12 protein-coding genes are annotated in these 15,582 nt (G+C 62.0%); 6 read left to right on the top strand and 6 right to left on the bottom strand.

Annotated features, from left to right (window positions below):
- The first annotated feature begins 2 nt into the window (after positions 1-2).
- The 4 genes from AACH55_RS03125 (at position 3) to AACH55_RS03140 (ending at position 6,782) form a co-directional block, all read left to right on the top strand.
- Positions 3-2,504 carry a circularly permuted type 2 ATP-grasp protein gene (locus AACH55_RS03125; RefSeq protein ID WP_338717959.1) on the top strand — a complete coding sequence of 834 codons (2,502 nt, stop codon included), beginning with the start codon at positions 3-5 and terminating at the stop codon, positions 2,502-2,504.
- Position 2,505: 1 nt separating this feature from the next.
- Positions 2,506-3,441: a transglutaminase family protein gene (locus AACH55_RS03130; protein WP_338717960.1), complete on the top strand. Its 936-nt coding sequence runs from the start codon at positions 2,506-2,508 to the stop codon at positions 3,439-3,441.
- Between the two features lie 277 nt (positions 3,442-3,718).
- Entirely contained in the window at positions 3,719-4,519 is an 801-nt protein-coding gene (locus AACH55_RS03135; RefSeq protein ID WP_338717961.1) for a hypothetical protein, read from the top strand.
- Positions 4,512-6,782 (top strand): DUF2235 domain-containing protein, encoded by a 2,271-nt coding sequence (locus AACH55_RS03140; RefSeq protein WP_338717962.1) that lies wholly within the window; start codon positions 4,512-4,514, stop codon positions 6,780-6,782. The genes AACH55_RS03135 and AACH55_RS03140 overlap by 8 nt, the downstream gene beginning before the upstream one ends.
- Positions 6,783-6,985: 203 nt before the next feature.
- Here AACH55_RS03140 and AACH55_RS03145 read toward each other — a convergent pair whose 3' ends face one another.
- The 5 genes from AACH55_RS03145 to AACH55_RS03165 all read right to left on the bottom strand — a co-directional run bounded on the left by AACH55_RS03145 (position 6,986) and on the right by AACH55_RS03165 (position 13,288).
- Positions 6,986-8,365, bottom strand: a complete 1,380-nt coding sequence (locus tag AACH55_RS03145; RefSeq protein WP_338717963.1) for an aromatic acid/H+ symport family MFS transporter — start codon at positions 8,363-8,365, stop codon at positions 6,986-6,988.
- 243 nt (positions 8,366-8,608) lie between these two features.
- Positions 8,609-10,660: a sodium:solute symporter family protein gene (locus AACH55_RS03150; RefSeq protein ID WP_338717965.1), complete on the bottom strand. Its 2,052-nt coding sequence runs from the start codon at positions 10,658-10,660 to the stop codon at positions 8,609-8,611.
- Complete coding sequence (locus AACH55_RS03155; protein WP_338717966.1) at positions 10,650-10,934, bottom strand: DUF4212 domain-containing protein; 285 nt, start codon at positions 10,932-10,934, stop codon at positions 10,650-10,652. Before AACH55_RS03155 ends, AACH55_RS03150 begins: the two co-directional genes overlap by 11 nt.
- A gap of 1 nt (position 10,935) precedes the next feature.
- On the bottom strand, positions 10,936-12,528 hold the full coding sequence (locus AACH55_RS03160) for a sensor histidine kinase N-terminal domain-containing protein (protein WP_338717967.1): 1,593 nt from the start codon (positions 12,526-12,528) through the stop codon (positions 10,936-10,938).
- Between the two features lie 49 nt (positions 12,529-12,577).
- A complete protein-coding gene (locus AACH55_RS03165) occupies positions 12,578-13,288 on the bottom strand; it encodes a response regulator transcription factor (RefSeq protein ID WP_338717968.1) in 711 nt (236 codons plus the stop codon).
- 287 nt (positions 13,289-13,575) lie between these two features.
- Between AACH55_RS03165 and AACH55_RS03170 the strand changes: the two genes are divergently transcribed.
- Entirely contained in the window at positions 13,576-13,995 is a 420-nt protein-coding gene (locus AACH55_RS03170; protein WP_338717970.1) for a hypothetical protein, read from the top strand.
- 213 nt (positions 13,996-14,208) lie between these two features.
- Positions 14,209-15,171: a Tim44-like domain-containing protein gene (locus AACH55_RS03175; RefSeq protein WP_338717971.1), complete on the top strand. Its 963-nt coding sequence runs from the start codon at positions 14,209-14,211 to the stop codon at positions 15,169-15,171.
- Positions 15,172-15,431: 260 nt separating this feature from the next.
- Here the strand turns inward: AACH55_RS03175 and AACH55_RS03180 are convergent, their stop codons facing one another.
- Complete coding sequence (locus AACH55_RS03180) at positions 15,432-15,581, bottom strand: hypothetical protein (protein ID WP_338717972.1); 150 nt, start codon at positions 15,579-15,581, stop codon at positions 15,432-15,434.
- Position 15,582: the final 1 nt, after the last annotated feature.

The raw sequence follows: 15,582 nt of genomic DNA on the forward strand, positions 1-15,582 counted from the left end.
TTATGCCCCAGCGTCTACTGGAAAGCTATCCGGTAGCCAGCGATCGTTATGACGAGATGCTGGCCGCCGACGGCCGCCTGCGCCCGCACTGGCGAACGCTGATCGACCAGCTTGAAAACCTCTCGCCGGAGATGCTGCGCCGGCGCGCCAACGAGGTGCGCGACGCCATCGCCTCCGACGGCGTGACCTACAACGTCTATGCCGACCCCAAGGGCGCCAACCGGCCCTGGGAACTGGATCTGCTGCCGCATCTGGTGTCGTCCGAGGAATGGGATTTCCTGGAGCGCGCCGTGGCCCAGCGGGCGCGCCTGATGAATGGCCTGCTCGCCGACATCTACGGTTCCCAGACCCTGATCGCCGAAGGCCTGTTGCCGCCGGCGCTGGTGTTCGGCCAGCATGGCTACCTGATGCCCTGCCACGGCTGGCAGCCGCCGGGCGGCGTGCATCTGCATGCCTATGCGATCGACCTGGCCCGTTCGGCCGATGGCACCTGGTGGGTGGTGTCGGACCGCACGCAGGGCCCGTCCGGCACCGGCTATGCCTTGCAGAACCGCCAGATCATGGCGCGCGCCATGCCCGAGGCGTTGCGCGACATGCACGTGGAGTCGCCGCATCGCTACTTCCATACCCTGCGCGCGATGTTGACGCGCCTGGCCCCGGCCCAGGGTGAAGTCCCGCTGATCGTGCTGCTCACGCCCGGCCCCTACAACGAAACCTATTCCGAACACGCCTTCCTGGCGCATACGCTGGGCTTCCCGCTGGTGGAAGGGGTGGACCTGACGGTGCGCAGCGACCAGGTGTTCCTGAAGACGTTGAATGGTTTGCGCCGCGTGCATGCCATCCTGCGTCGCATGGATGACGACTATTGCGATCCGCTGGAGTTGCGTGCCGATTCCGCCCTCGGTGTGCCGGGCCTGACGCAGGCCGCACGGCTGGGCAATGTGGTCATCGCCAATTCGCTGGGCAGCGGCGTGCTGGAATCGACGGCGCTGCACGGCTTCCTGCCGGCCATCAACGAGCGGCTCTATGGGGAGTCGCTGCTGCTGCCGTCGGTGGCTTCGTGGTGGTGCGGCGAGAAGCCGGCACTCGATTACACACTGGCGCATTTCGATGAGCTGGTGATCGTGCCGGCGTTTTCCTCCATGCGCATGCAGCCGGTGTTCGGCCATACCGTCACGGGCGCGGCGCGTCGCCGCCTGATCGAAAGCCTGCAATTGCAGCCGCACGCCTATGCCGCGCAGGAGTGGGTGCGCCTGTCGCAGGCCCCGGTGATGGCGCGCAGTGGCGACTATCGCCTGATGAACCGGACCATCAGCCTGCGCGTGTTTGCGGTGGCCGATGGCGAAGGCGGCTACCAGGTCATGCCGGGCGGGTTGACGCGTGTGGCCCCGCGTCAGCGACGCGATGTGGTCTCGATGCAGCAGGGCGGCACCAGCAAGGATGTGTGGGTGCTGCGCGAGCAGGAGCGCCCCGACGCCGTTGCGGCCGATGAGCATCATGGTGCAGAAAACGTCACGGTCATCAAGGGCACGGTGGATGTGTCCTCGCATTCGGGCGAGAACCTGTTCTGGATGGGACGCTATTCGGAGCGCGTGAAGAATCTCTCGCGCCTCTTGCGCACCACCTTGCAATACACCATGGATGGCCAGAGCGAGAGCCGTGGCATGCTGGGCAGCGTGTCGTGGATCTGCAGCCAGCTGGGTGTGCAGATGCCCAAGTCGGAACCGCGTCCGACCATCACCGGTCTGCAGCAGAGCCTGCAGGCGGCGGTGGTCGATCCGTCCGCACCGGTGAGCGTGGCCACGCAGTTGCGTCAGCTGGCCAATGCCGCCTACCAGGTGCGCGAGCATCTGTCGCTGGACAACTGGCACGCCCTGACCAAGATGCCGGCGATGGTGCAGGAACGCATCAATACACCGGCTGCCGCCCAGCACGTGCTGGGCAACGTGATCGATGCCTGTTCGGGCCTGGCCGGCCATGCGCTGGACGACATGACGCGCGATGCCGGCTGGCAGTTCCTGATGATGGGTCGCCATATCGAGCGCATGGCCAACATGGCGGCGCTGTTCGACAACTTCCTGCGCCTGCCGCCAAAGCGCCAGACCGCTGCGCTGTCCTGGCTGCTGGAGGCGGCCAGCAGCATCGTCACCTATCGCGTGCGCTATCGTCGTACGCCCGAATGGCTGCCGGTACTGCACCTGCTGGTGTTCGACGTGAGCAATCCCCACGGCATGGCCTTCCAGTTCCGCATGCTGCAGCAATACATGAGCGAGATCGCGCAGCAGCTGGGCTTGCTGAGCATGAGCATCCCCACGCACTTGTCTGGCCAGCTTGAGTCGATGACCCTGAGCGAGTTTGCCCACGACCATCCCAACGTCGAGGAGGCCAACGCGCGCCTGACGCAACTGATGCGCGATGCGGTCAGTGGCGGCTACATGCTCTCGGATGATCTCTCGCGCCATTACTTCACGCCGCTGACCGCACCGGTCAGTCAGGGGGTATGACATGAGCGAGCGCCACGTCTATCGCATCCATCACCAGACCACCTACCAGTACTCGCTGCCGGTGCGCCTGTCGCATCAGGTGCTGCACCTGACTCCGCGCGAACTGCCCTGGCAGCAATGCCTCTCGCATACGGTGAACGTATTGCCGGGGCCGCATCTGGTGCGCAGCTACGAAGACAATTTCGGCAACGTCATCAAGGCCTTTTCGCTGGACACCGACCACACCAGCCTGGACGTGCAGGCTGACTCCTGGGTTGCGCTCACGCCGCGTCCGGCGCAGCAGCCGGGCATGCAGTGGGAGGAAGCGGCCACGCTGATGGCTTACCACGGCGGTCGCCTGATGGCACCGGGCATGCTGGAGGCGTCCAACTTCCTGTTCGAATCCTCGCACGTACGCATCAAGCGCGAATTCATCCGCTATGCGGCCGAGTGCTTCAGTCCCGGCCTGTCGGTAGTGGAGGGGGTGCGTGCATTGATGATGCGCATCCATGAGGAATTCGCTTTCGATCCGGCAGCGACCACCGTCTCCACACCGGTGACCGAGGTCTTCGTCAACCGCCGTGGCGTGTGCCAGGACTTTGCGCACCTGATGCTGTCCTGCCTGCGTTCCATCGGACTGGCCGCGCGCTACGTCAGCGGCTATCTGCTGACCGAACCGCCGCCCGGGCAGCCGCGCCTGATCGGTGCCGATGCCTCGCATGCGTGGGTGTCGGTGTATTGCCCGGGGGCGGATGGGGTCGAAGGTACGTGGATCGATGCTGATCCGACCAATGGCATCTTCCCCGATACCGGCCACATCACGCTGGGCTGGGGGCGCGATTTCCTGGATATCTCGCCCTTGCGCGGCGTGCTCATCGGCGGCGGCCAGCAGAGCATGCACGTGGCCGTGACGGTGTTGCCGGGGGAAGAGGCGCAGGGTTTGCAGTTGTCGATCTGAGCGGCGTCGTTCTTTTCGAACCCATGAAATGGGTTCTAATCATTTCTCTCGCGTTCCTGCTCCAGAGCCGGCCTTGCGTGCCTCGCGCAGCCTTCATGCCGCGCACCATGAATTCCCGCACTGCAGGAACAATCGGCATCGCGCATCGTCCAAATGCCCGTCAAGGCGCATCGACATGTTGAATCACGGGCAACATTAGAAAAAATATACGTCGTCCATGCGTCACCGTCGGCGACGCCCGTTCAGTGGCACGCCCACTTGTTTTCAAGGGAAAAGCATGAAAAAAGCAGGTCTCGTTTCGCTGTGTCTCGTGCTGCTGGTCTCATTGGCCGGCTGTGACGCCATTTCATCGGAGCCGACATATGGTGGCTTGAGTGTTGAGGGGTTTAATTACACGCCATATAACTTGAGCCGTTTTGTCGTCACCGATAAATATGGCAATAGGGCCAGTGGCGGTGGAGATTTACCGCCCGGTTCCGGAGAGGGCCGGCTTAGCTGTTGTTACTCGTTAAAAGGAACAGAGTTTACGGTTGACTGGCGAGTGTATGACGCTGATGAAGCAATTAAGGACTTATACGCTCCGATTAAATACATAGAGAAAAAAACGGAGGTGCATCTACCTCCCACCAAAGTCGAAGGAGGGGCCGGCACCAGAATATTAGGTCTGCATTTTTATCCGGATGATCATATCGAATTTGAGTTTCGAACGGATTTGAGAGGTTCTCGTATTGATTTTTCAGAGGTCGATTATCGCCTCATGCAGAAGCATAAAGATCTCATGAATCCTCAGGGGAAACTTGATGAGTTCGCTGTCTTTCGCCGCACGGCTCGCGTTGCTGCCGAAGGATGGAAAAAGTATCGTCTGACTGATAATGACGATTTGGAGCAGTATGTTTATTACACCCTCTTTGTTAATAAGGATTTTGATCAGCATCCGGTGGTGCAACAAATCATTAATTCCACAAAAGGAAAGCCTGGCGAATTCGGGCGTGAGCTAGAGGCGCTTTCAGAGGAAACGCGACGTGAAATAAAAGCTAATAAATTTAAACATGTCAAAACTGGGGAAAGCAATGGCTGAAGTCCAGACCTCGGATGATGGCGCTATCAGCCCTGCGGATAAGACTCCGCCCAAGGTCGTTCTTGGAATGGCGGCGCATATTGCAGCGACGCGAAAGGCTCACAAGCTCACTTGCCAGTGCGATATTCACATGGGCTTCTTTTTTGACGGTTTTGGACGCTCCAGAGATTTGGATGATCCGGCCAGCTCCCGCTACTCGAACATTTGCCGCTTGTGGGAGGCTTATCGTGATAACAACGATAGACGAAGAAGAAATACGCCGAATGAATTCTGGTACCCCTTTTACTATTCCGGACTAGGTACGCCCCTGAATGATGATGCAGCAAGTAACGCCATCATCTCCGGCGCATTGAAGGTCGCGACAAACGCCGGCAAGGCGGTGATGGACAAAGCAAAGTCGACCGCCAAGGAGGCAACAGGCGTGGACAAGCTGGATGGTGTCGCAAAGCTGGCTTCTCCGACCAAGATCGGAACCAAGGCCCTGAAGGATTCATTGTCGGAAATGTCGTTCAGGCCTGTGGTAAAAGCCTACAAGGACATCATCAAGGATATCAAGGAGGCACCGGAAAACATTCGCAATGTCTTGCGCCTGGCCGAGGGAAACGAGTGGGTGACGCGCGGCAAGGCATCGGTGCGCGACCTGTTGTATGACGCCAAGAAAAATCCGTTGAAGGCAGGCTGGGCGGCGGCAAAAACGGTTTTTTCCGATCTGATCGTGGACTCCATTCCCTTGGTGAGAGACAGCAGAGCCGCCTCAACCGTGTTTGGAACAGGGGTGGATGCCAGGCTGACCGCCGCACTTGATCAGTTCGAGGCTGCCTATAAGGATGCCAAGGCGCAGATTCCAAAGGTGCAACGGATTCAGGTCTCCGTATTTGGTGCGGATCGCGGCGCAGTCATCGCTCGTGCGTTCGTCAATGAACTGGCGCGCAAATACAAGCGCGCCAATGCAGAAGATCTGGCCATCGAGGGCGACGCCATCGACATCAAGTTTCTCGGCATGTTCGATGCAGTATCGTCATTGATCGAAGAAAACAAGCTGATCGGTTTTCTGCCCTTAGTGGGCATGGTCAAGCAAAACTTCGGCGACCGTCCGCTAGGCGTGCCGCCGGCCGTCAAGAAATGCGTGCATTTTGCTGCCGCCCATGAACTGCGTTTTTACCAGCGGCTCGATAGTCTAGAGAAAACCCGTGGCGAGCAGTTTCTCTATCCGGGCACCAGCGAAGACATCACGGGTGGCGCGCCTGATGGCTCAATGGGATTTCGCGCAGAACTGCAGCGGGTGGCTTTGCGCGACATGCTCAACGAAGCACTGATGGCAGGCGCGATGCTCGATAGGATGGAAGATCTTGCCAGATTCAAACCAGAAAGTTTCAAGAAATTCTCGTTGGCAGCCCCCATCAGGGACGGCAAATCCAATTACCAGATGATGGACCTGATAGCCGCTTACCGGAAGATCGTTCCGCGTACGCAAGGTCTTGATTTTATCGCGCACATGAAGGTGTTTATTCAATGGCTGGCGGTGCGATATCAATCGCCGGAGTTTCGCGCGTCGGTGACCAGTCACGCAGACGAAGTGAAGGCAGCGCAACGCGCAAAACAGAAACGCGTCGAGATCGCGCAGGCGGAGTTCGAGGCAGCGCGAGCCGCAAAGCCATTCGATCAGGAGCGCTACGGGCGAGCCACAGGCGCGTTATTCAAGGCGCAACAGGACGATCAGAGTACGATGCAAAAGACGATTTATGAAGTGCATCGGCCTTTCGTCAGCGTGTGGGAACGGCTTGATTCAGAGTCCAAAAAAATCACCGAGACACGCGCACAAGAGCAGAAGCGGATCGATGATGAGCCACGCCGCAAGAGCCAATGGAAAAAATTGATGGATGAACGTGAAGCCCCCTGGCGGGCAAAGGGAATGAGTCCGCCGGGAATGCCGCCAACTTACCAGCCCGCACGCCCCCTAATGAGCCCCGAAGAGTCCATATTGGCCGACGCCTGGATCGCAGCCTTGAGCGGCAAGACAACACTGCCCGACGAGGTCATGGCGCTGTTCGATCTGCTGGTGCACGACACGATGTTGACCAGTTGGCACGATCACCTGCTGTCTTCGACGCTTTATTTCCAGACGCGTGCGGTCGATGCCTTCGGCGTGACCGATGCCAAGGAAGAAGATGAAACCCGCAAGCAAGACGATGCCAATGCTGCCCGCATCAAACAGATGCAGGAATCGATGCAAATGCCGCGCATGAGCCAGGCAAGTCCATAGCAGGCAAGTTGTGCGGGGCTATGCTTGGCACGCAGAAATATTCTTCTTCCAGCCCGGCATCATTGCGATATTCGTCGCCAAGATGGCTTCCTCTCTTGGCGCCAGCCCACCGCAGAACGGTCATCGTGTCACATGAGTACGCAAAAAGAATGGCCACTGATCGCAAGATCAGTGGCCATGTCATTTCAGTTCAGGCTGGCGCGTCAGTGCGCTCCGGCATCGGCCACCATCAGCGGCTTGCCGCCGTCAGGACGGTTGCGGTCCGAGGCCTGCTTGACCAGCAGCGCTACGGTCGAGACCAGCGCGGCCGTGGCCACTACCGCGAATACTTCGCCAAAGCCCAACTGGCTGCGCGTCAGTTCGGCCACCAGGAAGGAACCGGCGATGCCGCCGAAGCGCCCCACGCCCAGCATCCAGGCCACGCCGGTGGCACGGCCCCGGGTCGGGTAGTAAGCAGCCGCCAGCGCCGGCAATGACGATTGCGCAGTATTCATCAGGGTGCCTGCCACAAACACCACCACCGTCAGCGCACCCACGTTGCCGACCGCCTGACCGATACCGAAGACCGCCACGGCCGTGGCGGCAAAGCCGATGGCGATGACGCGGTTGGCGTTGTAGCGGTCCATCAGCCAGCCGAACAGGATGGCACCCACGCCGCCCAGCGGGAACAGCGCCGAAATGAGCGTGGCGGTTCTGGGCGCCAGGCCGGCATCCTTGAACAGCACCGGCATCCAGTTCACCAGCGCATAGAAGATCACCAGCCCCATGAAGTAAGCCAGCCACAGCATGCAGGTACCCACCACGTAACGCGGTTCGAACAGCAGGGCGATGCCGCTCTTGCCGGTGGCGGATTCACCTTGCGGGCCGGTCTCGGCGAGGGTGAAGCGGTTGAAGCCGGCGGCCGAGGCCGAGATGCGGCGCAGGACGGCACCGATGCGCTCGGCTGCATAGCCCTTGGCCACCATGTGGCGCACCGACTCGGGCAGGCCCGGCAGCATCACCAGCAACAGCAGCAGCGGGGCGGCACCGCCCAGCATGAGCACGCTGCGCCAGCCCCACAGCGGAATCATCCAGGCCGCGAGGAAGCCGCCCAGCGCCGCTCCCAGCGGAAAGCCGCAGAACATGGCATTGGTCAGCATGGCGCGGCGTGCGGCCGGGCTGTATTCACTGGTCAGCGTGACCGCGTTGGGCATGGCCGCGCCCAGGCCAAGGCCTGTCAGGAAGCGCAGGATGGTCAGCTCCTGCAGGTTGCTGGCAAAGGCCGAGCCCATGCAGGCCGCACCCATCACCAGCACCGACAGCAGCAGGATCTTGCGGCGGCCATAGCGGTCGGCCAGCGGGCCGGAGGTCAGCGCGCCAGCGGCCAGGCCGAACAGGGCCGCGCTCAGGACCGGCGCCAGGTCGGGCTTGGCGATGCCCCAGTCCTTGAGCAGCGAAGGGGCGATGAAGCCGATGGCGGCGGTATCGAAGCCGTCCAGCAGAACGACGAAGAAGCACAGGGCAAAGATCAGCCACTGATAGCGCGAGAAGGGCTCGCGGTTGATGAAAGCCTGGACGTCCAGGGCGGGGGTTTCTGGTCTCATGTCTCTCTCTTCAGAAATGGTTGCGACGACGGTTTTTCTTTTTTGTGCGAAAAGTATAAAACAATGTGCCGCCGAGTTGTTCGATAAATGCTCATATGTGCGGCAATCGAACACAAACGTACTTGATGAAGAAATGCGCGCAGCCCCCCGCCCCGTGGGCAGGGGCGGCAGGGCAGGGGAAGAGGCGTGAAGGAAAATGTAAAAAAGCGGAAAACGCGCTGCGTTCCCGGCCGGGCAGCCTGCTCAGGGCGTGCGGATGTGATCGATCAACGCGATGGTGGCTTCGTCCGGTGGCGGCGTGAGCAGGCTGACGATGACCATGGCGGCCATGCCCACCGGTACGCCGAAGATACCGGCCGAGATCGGTGCGATGTGGAACCACTGTCCGGCTGCGCTGCCGCCGAAGGAGGGATTGGTGTGCAGCATGTAGTACACGCACATCAGGAAACCACAGACGATGCCGGCGATCGCCCCGGCCTGGTTGGCGCGTTTCCAGAACACGCCCAGCACCAGCGCCGGGAAGAGCGTGGAGGCCGCCAGCGAAAAGGCCGCGCCGACCATCGACAGGATGTCGCCCGGTTTCAGCGAGGCCGCATAGGCCGCCAGCAGGGCCACCACCAGCAACAGCAATTTGGAGATGGTGACGCGCTTTTGCGTGGAGGCCGTGGGATCGACCACCTTGTAATACACGTCGTGCGAGAGTGCATTGGAGATCGTCAGCAACAGCCCGTCGGCGGTGGAAAGCGCCGCTGCCAGCCCGCCGGCGGCCACCAGCCCGGAAACGAAATACGGCAGTCCGGCGATCTCCGGCATGGCCAGCACGATGATGTCGCCATCCATCGAGATCTCGCCCAACTGCACCACGCCGTCGCGGTTGAGGTCATTGATGGACACCAGCGGATTGAGCTTGTCCATGTTGGCCCAGTAATACACCCAGTCCGGCAGGTGGCTGTAGCTGCTGCCCACCAGCGAGGTGTAGATGTCGTATTTCACCAGCACGGTGAGCGCCGGCACGGTGAGGTAGATCAGCATGATGAAGAACAGCGTCCAGAACACCGAGCTGCGCGCCCCGGCCACGGTGGGCGTGGTGTAGTAGCGCATCAGGATATGCGGCAAGGCGGCCGTGCCCAGCATCAGGCAGAACACCAGCGCCAGGAAGTTGTTGCGCTTGATGTCCGAACTTTGCGCATCGCGGCCGGGGAAGGGGTCGGTCTGCGACACCGGCGGCTGCGCCCGCGCCAGGTTGGCGGCGCGCGCTTCGGTCCATTTGCGTTCGGCTTCTTCCTGCGACTTGGGATAGGACGACAGCGCCCGGCTGGCCGCTTTAATCTCGGCCAGCGAGGCGCTGGCATCGCGGCGCACCTGGTCGGCCTGGTTCTGCGCCTCCACCCGGCCATCGAGCCAGGATTGCGGCAGGTTCTTCAGGCGACGGTCATAGTCATCGGCGCGCGCCTGGAAGATCTGGCGCACTTCCTTTTCCTTCGGATCGTCTTCCAGCTTGTGTTCCATCGCCGAGAGCTTGGGCAGCACGGCGCCATAGGCCACCGGTGGCACCGGGACGGTGGCGTGCTTGGCCGAGAGCCAGACGACCGGGATCAGGTAGGCGAACAGGATGATGATGTATTGCGCCACCTGGGTCCAGGTGATGGCGCGCATGCCGCCAAGGAAGGAGCACACCAGGATGCTGGCCAGTCCGAGGAAGATGCCGATGGAAAAATCGATGCCGGTAAAGCGCGAGGTGATCAGGCCCACGCCATAGATCTGCGCCACCACGTAGGTGAAGGAGATCAGGATGGTGGCCGCCACCGCCAGGATGCGGATGACGTTGGCGCCTTGCGTGCCAGGCTTGCCCGGATAGCGCGCGGCGAGGAAATCGGCGATGGTGTATTGCCCGAACTTGCGCAGGTAGGGTGCGATCAGCAACGCCACCAGGCAGTAGCCCCCGGTCCAGCCGAGGATGTAGGCCAGGCCGTCGAAGCCCTGCAGATAGAGGCCACCGGCCAGGCTGATGAAGGTCGCGGCCGAGATCCAGTCGGCGGCGGTGGCCATGCCGTTGAAGAGCGGTGGAACGCGCCTTCCGGCGACATAGTATTCGGGCACGTCGGAGGTGCGGCAGACCACGCCGATGCCGGCGTACAGGCCGATGGTGACGAACAGGAACAGGTAGCCGATCCACGAGCGCGGCATGCCTTCGCGTTCCAGGATGGCCAGCACGCACAGGAAGACGATGAAGCCCAGCGTATAAAGTCCGTAATAGCGGCATAGGCGCCGGAAGAAGTCCTTGTTACTCTCCATGCCCGCTCTCGCCTTGTTCACGTCGGACCAGTTGTTCGATACGCCGCATGCGGCGCACGTAGATCACCACGATGGCCAGGTAGATCAGCATCATGCCTTGCGCGGCCATGTAGAAGGAGACCGGCCAGCCGAACAGGTGCACCCGGTCCAGCTCGCGCGCGAAGTAGATGAAGAAGAACGTGGCTGCGAACCATAGCACCAGCAGCCATGCCGTGATGCGGCGGGTGCGGTGCCATTGGTTGCCGGGGTCGGTGGGAGGAGCGCCTTGGTCCATGTCAGGTGATGTCGTCGAAGAAGGGCGTGCGCGGCATCATCCGAAAGCTCACGCGGAACAGGCTGCCCGGATATTTGGGATCGGTACAGCGCGGATTGTGGGTGATCTCCACCACGGCCTCGTGCTGCTGGGCGATCTCGCGCACGATGGCCAGGCCCAGGCCGCTGCCGGTGCTGGGCGTACCGAGGATGCGATAGAAGCGCTCGAAGACATTGGCGCGCTCGGCCACCGGAATGCCGGGGCCGTTGTCCTCCACTTCCAGGATGGCGAGCCCGCCGCCTTCATCGGTACGCGCGCGTACGGTGACGCGGCCATTGCCATCGTGCGGTGTGTAATGCAGGGCATTGTCCAGCAGGTTGGACAGCAATTCGCGCAGCATCACCGGGTTGCCGGTGATGAGGATGGGATGGTCAGGTTGCTCGAACCCCAGGTCGATGCGCTGCGTGAAGGACATCGGCACCCAGTCCTGCACCACGCCGCGTGCCAGCTCATTGAGTTCCAGCGGCACCATGCCGCCCGCTTGCGATTGCTGGTTCTCTGCGCGGGCCAGCGAGAGTAATTGATTGACCAGGCGGGTGGCGGTTTCCGAACTCTTGGCCAGTTGTTCCAGTGAGCGGCGCACGTCGTCCTGGTCATCCTGACGTAGTGCCAGTTCGGACTGCATGCGCATGCCTGCCAGCGGCGTCTTCATCTGGTGTGCGGCGTCGGCGATGAAGCGCTTCTGGATGGCGATGGTTTGCGACAGCCGCGCCAGCATGTCGTTGAGCGAACGTACCAGAGGCGAGATTTCTTCGGGCACCTGACCGGAGTCGATGGGGGAGAGATCATCGGGGCGGCGTGCGCGGATGCGCTGCTGCAATTCCGACAGCGGTGAAAGTCCGCGCGAGAGCGCGAACCACACCAGCGCCAGCGCCACCGGCAGGATCACGAACTGCGGCAGGATCACGCCCTTGATGATTTCGTTGGCGAGCTGGGCGCGTTTTTCCAGGGTCTCGCCGACCTGCACCGTGGCGATGCGCGGATCACGCTGGGCGGCGCGCTGGGCGGCACTGCGGCGCAGGTCCACCTGCAGGGTGGCGATGCGCACGTCGCTGCCGTGCAGGATGTCATTGCGGAACTGCACCGTGCCCAGCGTGGTGCGGTCATCCTCGCCGGGCGGCTGGGGCATGTCGACGTCGCCTTCCACATATTCACCACTGGGGCCGGTGACCTTGTAGTAGATGTTGTCGATGTCGTCGGCGCGCAGCAGGTCGCGCGCCGAGACTGGCAGGCGCGCGACGACCTTGCCGTTGACTTCGGAAACCTGCTGGGCCAGCACGGTCACGCTGTCTTCGAGGGCGCGGTCGAAGGGCTGGTTGGCGATCGACTGCGCGATCAGGTAGGTGATGGCGATGCTCATCGGCCACAGCAGCAGCAGCGGCGCCAGCATCCAGTCGAGGATTTCACCGAAGAGCGAACGCTGTATGCGTTCCACCGGTTGGGTGGCCAGCGCGGCACGGCGTTTTTTGCGCGGGGCGGATGCGGCAGGGGCGTCCTGGGACGGCTCGACAGGCGAGGGCGAAGGAGCGGCGGGGGAGGGATCGCGCGCGGTCATGATCTGTCAGCGCGCGGCTGCTCCGATGCGTGCAGCGAAGTGCGCGCCTTCAAGCCGCGCCGTTGGAGGCTGCCAGCGGTACGGCACCGGTCTCGGGCAGCTTTTCCAGGCAATAGCCGAGTCCGCGCACGGTGGCGATGCGCACACCGCCGACCTCGATTTTCTTGCGCAGACGATGGACATAGACCTCGATGGCATTGTTGCTGACTTCCTCTCCCCATTCGCACAGGTGATCCACCAGCTGTTCCTTGGAGACCAGGCGGCCGGTGCGTTGCAATAATACTTCGAGCAGGCCCAGTTCCCGCGCTGACAGTTCCAGCATCTGTTCGCCGATGTAGGCGATGCGGCCCACCTGGTCGAAAGAGAGCGGACCATGCCTGATCACGGTCGGACCCCCGCCGGCACCGCGCCGGGTCAACGCCCGCACCCGTGCTTCCAGTTCGGAGAGCGCGAAGGGCTTGGCCATGTAGTCGTCCGCACCGAGATCGAGTCCTTGCACGCGCTGTTCCACCGAGTCCGCCGCCGTCAGGATCAGCACCGGCAGGCGCGAATTGCGCGCCCGCAGGCGGCGCAGCACTTCCAGGCCGGACATCTTGGGCAGGCCCAGGTCCAGGATCAGCAGGTCGAAGTCCTGGGTGGACAGGGCCGAATCGGCCTCCACCCCGTTCTTGACGCAATCGGCGGCATAGCCGGAATGGCGCAGGGAACGGGTCAAGCCGTCGGCCAGCACGCTGTCGTCTTCAGCAAGGAGGATGCGCATAGGAATCGGTCAGCGAGGCGGGCCTGGCTGCTTGTCTCGGATGGTTGAATTATTGTGCTACCTTTTTGTTCATATTCCACTAATTGCAAGCGCAATGCAAATCGGGGATATCCTGACGTGACCTGTCCTTGAGGGAAGTCACATGGTGGCCTTAAGTGTAACAATTCAGTCAGGGCCATTGAAGTCTGAAGCTTCGGCCTTATAGTAGGAGACACCAGCGAGATTTACTTGCTGGCAGCGCAATTTTTGTTGATATAATTTCTCGCATCCATTGCTGGAAAAATCCGATGAAACGTTTGTGGGTCCTCCTGCTGATCTGTCTGTTGCCGGTGCAAGTATTTGCAGCGGTGCTGACGTACGCCAGCTCGATGGCCGCGACCGACTTCCCGGTTCCGGCTGCGGCCCACGCCGTGGCGACCCAGCATCTGGCTGCCAAGACCGTCTCCCTGTCCGATCCGGCCCCCGCCGCCAGCGATGACAAGTCGCATGCCGTCTCCGCTGATGCAGGCCCCGGCGATGACGACGGTACCGGTTATGCCGACAGCGGAGAAGACTTCTCCACGCACGCTGGCATCGGTGACGAGCCGCTGCTGATGCAATCCCTGGCCATGGTGCCGCAAACTTCCCGCCTGGCGCCCGCTCTGCGTAGCGATGCCGCCCTGCAACCCCCGTTCCTGCCGCGCGCAGGACGTCCTCCCCGGGCCTGATCCCGTCGCCACGCGCGACAGGTGTTGCTGCGCCCGCTGAACCGCCCCTGATTTTCTGAGGCTTCGCGCCGTGCGACAGCAGGACCTTGCGCGTGCGCGGCCGGCGTCCGCCTGCCTGCGCGGCGCCGATGCTCCAGGGCACACCCGATCCGGTATGCATGAATTACGGCCGATGTGACCGCATCACATCATCAGAATCCTCTAGGAGAAAGCATGAAAAAAGCATTTGTCGCGCTGATAGTGGCGGTGATGACGCTCTCTGTTGGCATGTCGGCCGTCGAAGCCAAGCGTCTTGGCGGTGGCGGTTCGATCGGCAAACAGTCTTCCAGCGCCAGCCGTCAGGCGCAAAGCCCTGCCCCGATGCAACAGAACCAGGCCGCCGCTGCCAAGCCGGCCGCGCCTGCTGCCGCACCGGCCCCGGCTGCTGCCAAGCCGAGCATGTGGAAGGGCCTGCTGGGTGGCGCATTGCTGGGCCTGGGCCTGGGCGCGCTGTTGTCGCACTTCGGCCTGGGTGGCGCGCTGGCCAGCATGATCAGCACCATCCTGACCGTGGCCCTGATCGCGCTGGCGATCATGTTCGTGATCCGCTTGTTCCGCCGCAAGTCGGAAGCCTCGCAGTCCGCGCAACCGGCGCCGGCCTGGGCCAGCGCCGCACCGCAAGCTTCTGACACTGTGTCGGCCACGCCGCAGATCGGCTCCATGCTCAAGACCGACCAGTCCGCAGCCTCGACCACCCAGAATGGTTTCGGTGGTGGTTTCGGCAACGCCGAGGCAGCGCCTGCCTATGGCATCCCGGCCGGTTTCGACACCGTGGGCTTCGTGCGCAATGCCAAGACCTATTTCATCCGCCTGCAGGCGGCATGGGACAAGGCTGACATCAACGACATCCGCGAATTCACCACCCCCGAGATGTTTGCCGAGCTGCGTCTGCAGATCCAGGAGCGTGGCGCTGCCGCCAACCAGACCGATGTGGTCTCGCTGGATGCCGAGGTGCTGGGCGTGGAAACCGTGGGCAATGATTACATCGCCAGCGTGAAGTTCTTCGGCTTCATCAAGGAAGATCCGACCGCCTCGCCGGCCCAGTTCGCCGAGATCTGGAACCTGTCCAAGCCGGTTACCGGCCAGGGTGGCTGGGTGCTGGCGGGTATCCAGCAGCTCGACCCGGTCCACGGCTGAGCCATCGGCCCGGACAAACTGGCAAGAACGTTCATGATGTAAGTATCAGTTTGGCGCGGAAGGCGGCGGTTAGTGGATGAGCGTCGCCAGTCCGTTTTACCGCCGGCTTTTGCCGGCGGTTTTTTTATGTCCGTTCCCTGTCCATTCCACGCTTGCATTTTTCTTCATATCGGCCCTGAACCGCCCGTGTGGCGGGCATCTTCGGCGTACTGCCGTTGGGCCTCTCTCAGCTCCCTAGTACGATAAAAAAAAGCACCGCATCAGCGGCGCTTGTGATCCTGCGCGTCCGGCTCTTGACCGGTAGCGTCCCTGTCGCGCTGCTTGCTGCGGCCCGCCGTCAGCGGAAACAGCAGCGCCACCAGCACGAGGATGAGCAGCAACAGCAGCGTGATCTGGTCCAGCGCGTCCATG

The sequence above is a fragment of the Herbaspirillum sp. DW155 genome (genome assembly GCF_037076565.1).
GTDB lineage: Bacteria > Pseudomonadota > Gammaproteobacteria > Burkholderiales > Burkholderiaceae_D > Herbaspirillum.

Excerpts from the sequence above, each read along its gene's own strand:
- AACH55_RS03125 (WP_338717959.1), top strand. The coding sequence starts at position 3 with ATGCCCCAGCGTCTACTGGAAAGCTATCCGGTAGCCAGCGATCGTTAT.
- AACH55_RS03130 (WP_338717960.1), top strand. The coding sequence starts at position 2,506 with ATGAGCGAGCGCCACGTCTATCGCATCCATCACCAGACCACCTACCAG.
- AACH55_RS03135 (WP_338717961.1), top strand. The coding sequence starts at position 3,719 with ATGAAAAAAGCAGGTCTCGTTTCGCTGTGTCTCGTGCTGCTGGTCTCA.
- AACH55_RS03140 (WP_338717962.1), top strand. The coding sequence starts at position 4,512 with ATGGCTGAAGTCCAGACCTCGGATGATGGCGCTATCAGCCCTGCGGAT.
- AACH55_RS03145 (WP_338717963.1), bottom strand. The coding sequence starts at position 8,365 with ATGAGACCAGAAACCCCCGCCCTGGACGTCCAGGCTTTCATCAACCGC.
- AACH55_RS03150 (WP_338717965.1), bottom strand. The coding sequence starts at position 10,660 with ATGGAGAGTAACAAGGACTTCTTCCGGCGCCTATGCCGCTATTACGGA.
- AACH55_RS03155 (WP_338717966.1), bottom strand. The coding sequence starts at position 10,934 with ATGGACCAAGGCGCTCCTCCCACCGACCCCGGCAACCAATGGCACCGC.
- AACH55_RS03160 (WP_338717967.1), bottom strand. The coding sequence starts at position 12,528 with ATGACCGCGCGCGATCCCTCCCCCGCCGCTCCTTCGCCCTCGCCTGTC.
- AACH55_RS03165 (WP_338717968.1), bottom strand. The coding sequence starts at position 13,288 with ATGCGCATCCTCCTTGCTGAAGACGACAGCGTGCTGGCCGACGGCTTG.
- AACH55_RS03170 (WP_338717970.1), top strand. The coding sequence starts at position 13,576 with ATGAAACGTTTGTGGGTCCTCCTGCTGATCTGTCTGTTGCCGGTGCAA.
- AACH55_RS03175 (WP_338717971.1), top strand. The coding sequence starts at position 14,209 with ATGAAAAAAGCATTTGTCGCGCTGATAGTGGCGGTGATGACGCTCTCT.
- AACH55_RS03180 (WP_338717972.1), bottom strand. The coding sequence starts at position 15,581 with ATGGACGCGCTGGACCAGATCACGCTGCTGTTGCTGCTCATCCTCGTG.